At 70.1% G+C, this 7,744-nt stretch carries 8 protein-coding genes; 7 read left to right on the top strand and 1 reads right to left on the bottom strand.

The window, feature by feature from the left end:
* Window positions 1-2: 2 nt before the first annotated feature.
* Window positions 3-1,079, top strand: a complete 1,077-nt coding sequence (locus ACFYOU_RS28355; protein ID WP_391309490.1) for a MupA/Atu3671 family FMN-dependent luciferase-like monooxygenase — start codon at window positions 3-5, stop codon at window positions 1,077-1,079.
* 63 nt (window positions 1,080-1,142) lie between these two features.
* Here the strand turns inward: ACFYOU_RS28355 and ACFYOU_RS28350 are convergent, their stop codons facing one another.
* Entirely contained in the window at window positions 1,143-1,898 is a 756-nt protein-coding gene (locus tag ACFYOU_RS28350) for an alpha/beta fold hydrolase (protein ID WP_391309488.1), read from the bottom strand.
* A gap of 231 nt (window positions 1,899-2,129) precedes the next feature.
* On the opposite strand from ACFYOU_RS28350, the gene ACFYOU_RS28345 reads away from it, so the two are divergent.
* The 6 genes from ACFYOU_RS28345 to ACFYOU_RS28320 all read left to right on the top strand — a co-directional run bounded on the left by ACFYOU_RS28345 (window position 2,130) and on the right by ACFYOU_RS28320 (window position 7,642).
* A complete protein-coding gene (locus ACFYOU_RS28345; protein WP_391309486.1) occupies window positions 2,130-3,953 on the top strand; it encodes an amino acid adenylation domain-containing protein in 1,824 nt (607 codons plus the stop codon).
* A gap of 42 nt (window positions 3,954-3,995) precedes the next feature.
* A complete protein-coding gene (locus ACFYOU_RS28340) occupies window positions 3,996-4,496 on the top strand; it encodes a hypothetical protein (RefSeq protein WP_391309485.1) in 501 nt (166 codons plus the stop codon).
* A gap of 26 nt (window positions 4,497-4,522) precedes the next feature.
* The gene (locus ACFYOU_RS28335) at window positions 4,523-5,308 is read left to right on the top strand and encodes an alpha/beta fold hydrolase (protein WP_391309483.1); all 786 of its coding nucleotides are present in this window, start codon (window positions 4,523-4,525) and stop codon (window positions 5,306-5,308) included.
* Window positions 5,309-5,470: 162 nt separating this feature from the next.
* Window positions 5,471-5,956 (top strand): GbsR/MarR family transcriptional regulator, encoded by a 486-nt coding sequence (locus ACFYOU_RS28330; protein WP_389768137.1) that lies wholly within the window; start codon window positions 5,471-5,473, stop codon window positions 5,954-5,956.
* Entirely contained in the window at window positions 5,953-6,861 is a 909-nt protein-coding gene (locus ACFYOU_RS28325) for an ABC transporter ATP-binding protein (protein ID WP_389768139.1), read from the top strand. Before ACFYOU_RS28330 ends, ACFYOU_RS28325 begins: the two co-directional genes overlap by 4 nt.
* Complete coding sequence (locus tag ACFYOU_RS28320; protein WP_391309480.1) at window positions 6,851-7,642, top strand: ABC transporter permease subunit; 792 nt, start codon at window positions 6,851-6,853, stop codon at window positions 7,640-7,642. The genes ACFYOU_RS28325 and ACFYOU_RS28320 overlap by 11 nt, the downstream gene beginning before the upstream one ends.
* The last annotated feature ends 102 nt before the right edge of the window (window positions 7,643-7,744 follow it).

Raw genomic sequence — 7,744 nt, 5'->3', positions numbered from 1 at the left:
CGATGGACTTCAGTGTGTACTTCTTCGCCGCGGACGACCGGCGGACACCGCGCGAACGGTACCGGTTCATCCTCGACGTGGCCCGCTTCATCGACCCGCGCGGATTCCGGGCGATCTGGGTGCCCGAGCGCCACTTCCAGGAGTTCGGCGGGAGCTTCCCCAACCCCTCGGTGCTGGCCGCGGCCATCGCAGCCGTCACCGAACGGATCCAACTGCGCGCGGGCAGCGTGGTCGTGCCGCACCACCATCCGGTGCGCATCGTCGAGGAGTGGGCCCTGGTCGACCAGCTGTCCGGCGGGCGGGTGGGCCTGTGCCTGGCCACCGGTTGGCACCGCGGCGACTTCGTGTTCCAGCCCGAACACTTCACCGACCGGCGGGAGTACACCCTCAGCACCGTCGACACCCTGCGCGCCCTGTGGCGCGGGGAGCCGACCTCCTTCGACGGGCCCGAGGGCAGCACGCTGTCGGTCCGCACGTATCCCCGCCCGCACCAGCCGGAACTGCCGCTCTGGATGGTGCACACGTCCAACCCGCAGACCTGGATCGAGGCCGGCCGTCGCGATCTGGGCGTGCTGACGCTGCTGGACAGCTGGGACCGGCTGGCGGACAACGCCGCCGCCTACCGCAAGGCGCGTTCCGCCGCCGGGCTCGACCCGGCCGCGGGTGTGGTCACCGTCGGCATGCACACCTACGTCGGTGAGGACGAGGAACAGGTGTGGGCGCTGGTGCGCGACCCGGTGCAGCGCTACCTGTCCACGTTCCTGCGCCAGAAGCGCAGCGACGACACCTCGACCGCCATGTCGGACGCCGAGCAGGACCAACTCGCCGGCCTCGTGGCCAGGGACTTCTACGACCGCCGCTCGCTCCTGGGAACCCCGGCGAAGTGCGCCGGGGTGGTCGAGCGGCTGTCCGCGATCGGTGTGGACGAGATCGCCTGCCTGGTCGACTTCGGACTGCCCTTCGACGAGGTGATGGCCGGCCTGCCCGGGCTCGACGCACTGCGCCGCAGTTGCCTGCCGCCCGCCGCGGACGAGGACCGGCCCCGGCCGCGCACCCTGGCCGGCTACTACGACCAGTGAGCGTTCGGGACCGGTGACCGCTCCGGTGCCCCGCCGCCCGGGCGGCGGGACACCGGGTGCGGGTCAGCCGGCCTGATCGACGATGAGTTTCACCACCGATTCGCGGGAGGTCTGGAAGAAGAAATGGTCACCCGGTAGCGCGTTGAGGGTGAAATTCCCTGACGTGTGAACCTGCCATGCCTCCAGATCGGAAATCCTGCATTCGGTATCGGATTTCCCTCCGAAGGCTGATAGCGCGCATTCCAGTGGCGGTTCCGGAACGTATTCGTAGGTTTCCTCCACGGTCACGTCCGCCCGCATGGCCGGAACATAGACCTCCTTCATTTCCGCGTCCTCGCGCAGTGCTTGCGGGACGCTGTGGCAGCGTGCGTCGAGGGCGTCCAGGAAGCTGTCGGCGGGCAGTGAGTGGATGGGGGCGTAGCGCGGCGGAAGGTGCGGTGCGGGTTGCGCCGACACGGCGAGCAGGGCGGGCAGCCGTCCGTGGTCCCGGCGTAGTCGACGAGCGATGTCGAATGCGACAAGGGCGCCCGAACTATGCCCGAAGAGCACGAAGTCACTGGTCAGAGCCTCGGCGCAGGCGGCTGCCGCGGGTATCGTCAGCTCGCTCATCGAGGTGGCGAGTGGTTCCGAGCGTCGGACCTCACGGCCCGGCAGCCGGAGCATCCACAGGGCGACGTCCGGCGGCAGTAGATCGGCGATGCCGTGGTAGGCGGCGGTTCCGCTGCCCGCCCAGGGCACGGCCAGGACGGTCAGCCGGGGGTCGTGCCTGCACCCGGTACGGAGAAACCAGCGGTCGGAATCCAGCTGAGTCTCGGTCATGTGCCGAAATGATAGAGCAGTGCGGACCCGGGTCGGTCAAGCATCCGGAAGAATCCTCGGACGGACGTCGGAAGAATGGCAGTGGGGCGCCCGGACGGCGTCGGTAGGTTCGTGCGAAATTTGCTTCGAGGGCCATTGTGCCGGCCGCGTTCGGCTCGCTAGTATCGACCGCTGTCGGGATCCGCGGGAAACTCATCAATGAATTGTCACCGCCGTAGGAGGAATCGACTCATGCCCGATACCAGGACTGACGGCGACGTGGACCGGCACTCCGGGTGGACCCTGCACGGGCTGGCTCTGGCACAGGTCGAGCAGCGCCCGCGAGCCACGGCGATCCGGCACGCGGGCCGGGGGACGACCTACCGCGAGCTCGACGCGCGCAGTGCCGCCCTGGCCCGTCTGCTGCTGCGGCGGGGAGTGACCCCCGGAGAGCTGGTCGGGGTGTCCATGGCGCCCTCCGCGGAGATGGTGGTCGCGGTGCTCGCCGTGATGCGGGCCGGTGCGGCGTACGTCGCCGTCGACCCCGCGTACCCCGAGGAACGGATCCGGTTCATCCTCGCGGACAGCGGCGCCCGGACCGTCCTGGTGGACGAGGCCGCGGCCCGGGTTCCCGACCTGGCCGGACTGGAGGGCCTGCGTGCGGACCGGGCCGTCGACCCGGAGGGGACGCTCCCGCTCCCGGAGCCCGACCCGGCCCGGCTTCCGTACCTCATCTACACCTCGGGCTCGACCGGCCGCCCCAAGGGCGCCATGAACCGGCACGGCGGCGTGGCGCACACGATGCGGTCGCTGGCCGAAGCGGTCGGTCTGGACCACACCGACCGCGTGCTCCAGGTGTCCTCCCTCAACTTCGACCTGTCGGTGATCGAGCTCTTCGCGACCTTCGCCGTCGGCGGCACCGTGGTCATCCCGAGTGCGGCCGAACGCACCGACCCGGGGGCGCTGCTGGACCTGCTGGGCGCCGAGTCGGTCACCACCTGGTCCTCGGCCCCGGCGCTGCTGCGCCCGGTCACCGACACCGCCCGGCGGCGGGGGAGCGGACTGCCCGCGACGCTGCGCACCGTGGTGCTGGCGGGTGACCGCTTCCCGCCCTCCACGGTGACCGCACTGGCCGAACTGGGCCCCGGCATCCGCGCGTACAACGTGGCCGGCATGACCGAGGTGTCCTGCTGCAGCACGGTGTTCGCGGTGCGCAAGGAGGACGCGGAGCGGGACGCGATCCCCTGGGGCCGTACCCTGCCCGGTCACACCGCCTACGTCCTCGACGACCAGGGGCGCACGGTGCCCGACGGCGAACGCGGCGAGCTCCACATCGGCGGCGTGGGGGTGGGCCAGGGCTACTGGCGTCTCCCCGAGCTGACCAGCGAACGGTTCCTGCCCGATCCCTTCGCCACGACGGCCGGCGCGACCATGTACCGCACGGGAGACCTCGCGGCCGTCCTGCCCGACGGCGGCATCGAGTTCTTCGGCCGCCTCGACGGCCAGGTGAAGATCCGGGGCGTCCGGGTGGAGACGGGGGAGCTGGAGACCGCGTTGGAACAGCACGCGGACGTCCGTGAGGCCGTCGTCGTGGCCCGTCACCCCCGGGTCGGTGAGGGTGTCCTCGTCGCCTACGTCGTGCCGGAGGTCGGCCGCCTGCTGACCCCCGCGCAGTGCCGCGAGCACCTGGCCCGGACCGTACCCGCGCACTCCCTGCCCACCCGCTTCTTCTTCCTCTCGGGCATCCCCCTGCTCCCGAACGGCAAGGCGGACCGCTCCGCGCTCCCCTTCCCCGAGGAGCCGGCACAGCCCGGACCGGCCGTCGCCGAACAGGGCGACGCCCTGGTGGCCGCGGTGATCCGGGTCTGGGAGGAAGTCCTCGGCCGTCCGGGCATCGGGGCCCACGACGAGTTCAGCGAGCTCGGCGGCCAGTCCCTGGCAGCCATTGAGATCGTCGGACGGATCCGTGAGGACTGGGGAGCCGGCAGTGGCCTCGCGGCCTTCCTGGACCACTCGACCCCCGCACGCCACGCCGTCCACCTGCGCTCGGTCGGCGTCACCCCGCCCGCGAACTGACGGACCACCACCTCCATCCACCGCTAGCGAAGGGCACGCCCGATGACCGCAGCATCCGCCATCCCGCAGGCCGAACGGGAGATCGTCACCCGGATCGGCCGCTACTACGAGAAGGACGGCATGGCCGCCGACCGCGGAGAGGTGATCGGCTACCTACTGATCTCCGACCCGCCGCGGCAGCGCGCATCAGAGATCAGTGCCGGGCTGGGCATCTCCCGGGACGCGGTGGACAAGATGTCCGACCAACTGGTTCCGGCCGGCTTCTTCATCCGTGAGGACGCCGAGGCCGAGAGCACAGAGGACGGTGACTACTACCTCACCCTTCAGGACGCCACCTGGCCCCGGGTCATCCAGCACACCTTCCTCAGCTGGCCGAACTTCCACCGGACGATGGCGGACGGCCTCGAAGCCCTCGAAGCCGAGGGCGCCGATCCGGGGCGGCTGGCCCGGCTGCGGAACATGGAGAAGCTCTTCCGCTACCTCGCCGTCGAGATGCCGGCCCTCTGGCACCGCTACGAGAAGACCAGCGCCGACCTCGCCTGACACCCTTCTGAAGGGGGAGTGCCTCGATGCAGACACCGGCTCCGGCCGCCCGGCAGGCGGTCGACCCCAGGTGGGTGCTCCGCCCGGAGCCCCGCGACGGCGCCGCGCTGCGCCTGCTGTGCGTGCCGTACGCCGGGGGAGGCACCACCGTCTTCCACGGCTGGGTGGCCGGACTGCCCGACTGGATCGACGTGTGGCTGCTGCGGCTGCCGGGGCGCGAGGTGCGGCTGAGGGAGGAGCCGCGGACCGACCTGCTGGCCCTGGCCGGGGAGGCGGCCCAGGCCCTGGCACCCGCCCTCGACCGCCCCTTCGCCCTGTTCGGGCACAGTCTGGGGGCGCTCATCGCCTACGAGATCGCGCGGGAAATGCGCCGTACGCACGGGCTGGACGCCTCCCATCTGACGGTTTCGGCACGCAACGCACCCGAGGTCCCCCAGCCGGGCCGGATGTCCCGACTCCTCTCCGACGACGCGTTCTTGGAGGCCCTGGACCGTCGCTTCCGGGCCGTGCCGGAACAGATCCGCCGGGACCCGGAGATGCGGGCCCTCTACCTGCCGGTGCTGCGCGGTGACATCACCATGCTGGAGACCTACCGCCACCGTGCCGAGCCGCCGTTGCGCTGCCCGATCACCGCGCTCTGCGGAGCCGAGGACCAGGAGGCGAGTGCGGCGGGCATGCGGGGGTGGCGGCACCACGGCAGGGGCGGCTTCGCCGAACACGCGTACCGCGGCGGTCACTTCTTCCTCCAGGAGCACCGCGAGTCCCTTCTCGACCGGCTGACCCAGGACCTGGCCCGCACGGTGGTGCCCTAGCCCGTCCCGTCCCGACCTGCTCCGACCTGCTCAGACCAATTCCGGCCTGGCCGGTACGACCGCACCGGTCACCTGGGCCCGTGCACGCCGGGTTCACCCGTCCGAGTGACATCGGTTCTTCTTGCGTTGTAGATACAGTACGTTCGGAATACGCTGAACGTCATGGCTATCACACACGACGAGGCAGTGCGCTTCGCCGAGGACGTGGCCCTGTACTTCGAACAGGACGCCGGACTTCCCAGGATCTCCGGTCGCGTCATCGGGTGGCTGCTGATCTGCGATCCGCCGGAGCAGACGGCGGGTCAACTGGCGGAGACCCTACAGGCGAGCAAAGCGTCGATCTCCACGTCGACCCGGCAGTTGATACAGGCCGGACTGGTGGAGAAGGTCTCGGCGCCGGGCGACCGGCGCACGTACTACCGGATCAATGACAGCGGCTGGGTCGAGTCGGTCTTCGAACGGCTCGCCGCTGTCACCAACATCCTCAAGGTGCTGGAGAAGGGCAGCGAACTCCTCGCGCAGGACACCCCGGTGCGCCGGGCGCGCCTGGAGAACGTCGCGGACCTGTACCGCTGGATGCAACGCGAACTCCCGCCGCTGCTCGCCCGTCACCGGGAGCAACGGCTTCTCAACGGAGGAAAGAAGTGACCTTAGCCGCCATCGAGACATCCGGTCTCACCAAGCGGTACCCCGGCGGTCGCGGCGTCGCGGATCTCGACCTCACCGTGCAGCGCGGGGAGGTCTTCGGATTCCTCGGCCCCAACGGGGCCGGGAAGACCACGACCATGAAGATGATCCTGGACCTCATCCGCCCCACGTCCGGCAGCATCCGGGTCCTGGGGCTCGACCCGGCCGCCCAGGGCGCCCAGTTGCGGGCACAACTCGGCTACCTACCCGGTGAGCTCGTCCTGGACGGCACCGAGAACGTCGCAGAACTGCTCGACTTCTTCGCCCGGCTCCAGGGCGACGTGGACCGGAACCGGATCACCGAACTCGCCGACCGGTTGGAGCTCGACCGTTCGCGGAAGGTGAAGAGCCTGTCCAAGGGCAACAAACAGAAGGTCGGCATCATCCAGGCGTTCATGCACCAGCCCGCGCTCCTGGTGCTCGACGAACCCACCAGCGGCCTGGACCCCCTGATGCAACAGGTGTTCCTCACCCTGGTCACCGAGGCCAAGTCCAACGGACAGACGGTCTTCATGTCCTCCCACATCCTCAGCGAGGTGCAGGAGGTCGCCGACCGGGTCGCCATCATCAAGGACGGCCGACTGGTCACCACCAGCACCGTCGCCGCACTCCAGCAACAGGCCGTGAGCCAGGTGGAGATCCGCTTCGCCGAGTCGTTCAGCGCATCGGACTTCACCGGCCTCGACCACGTGGGCGCCGTCCGGACCGACGGCCACACGCTGCACTGCACCGTCGACGGCAGCGTCGACGCCCTGGTCAAGCAGGCCGCGCGCTACCGCGTCGAGGCCCTGTTCTGCCAGAAGCCGGACCTGGAATCCCTCTTCATGGACGAATACGTCAAGGAAGGCGCCTCCGTTGTCCAGTGAACTCCCCGTGTTCGGCAAGGCGGTGCGCGACCAGCGGCGCGGGCTGCTGCTCTGGGGGATCGGCCTCGCGGTGGTCACGGCCATCTACACCTCGTCGTACGCCCAGGTGAAGGACCAGGCCGATTCGCTGGACTCGCTCCCCTCCGGCATGTCCAGCGCCATGAACTTCGACGACCTGTCGAGCGGCGCCGGATTCCTGGAGGGCACGGTCTTCGGCCTGCTCGGACCGCTGCTGCTCCTCATCTTCGCCATCTCCACCGGGACCAGGGCCGTCGCGGCCCAGGAGCAGTCCGGGGTGCTGGACCTCTATCTCGCCTATCCGATCACCCGCCGACGCCTGGCACTTGAGCGCTTCGGCGCGCTGTCCGTCGCCGTGCTCGCCCTGACCGTGCTGATCGCTCTGGAGGTCACGGCGCTGGCGTCCTCCCAGGACATGGGCGTACCCGCCGGCAACATCATCGCGGGTGCCGTCCAACTCGGCCTGCTGGCCCTGTTCTTCGGCGCCTTGGCACTCTCCATCGGTGCCTACACCGGGAGCAGGCCGTTCACCCTCGGCGCCACCAGTGCGGTCGCGGTGGGGACCTACGTGCTCAACGCGATCGCCTCGCAGATCGACGGCGTGCACTTCCTCCAGCGCATCACGCCCTTCTACTGGGCGCAGGGCACCCACCCGCTGCGCGAGGGGTTCGACGTCCTGGGCGTGATCATCCTCCTCGCCGCCACGGCGGCGGCGCTGGCCGTGGGCATGCGGGCGTTCGCCCGTCGCGACATCAACGCCTGACCCACGTTCCGCACGCACCGCGCGACCACTTGCCCGACCCTGCCGGGGCGCTTCCCGCCCCGGCAGGTGGTTCAGCACTGTCCCGTGCCAGTTGCTCGACCC

The organism is Streptomyces sp. NPDC005955 (assembly GCF_042871255.1).
In the GTDB taxonomy this organism is placed as follows: Bacteria; Actinomycetota; Actinomycetes; order Streptomycetales; family Streptomycetaceae; genus Streptomyces.
This window is presented reverse-complemented; position numbering and strand designations above follow the sequence as displayed.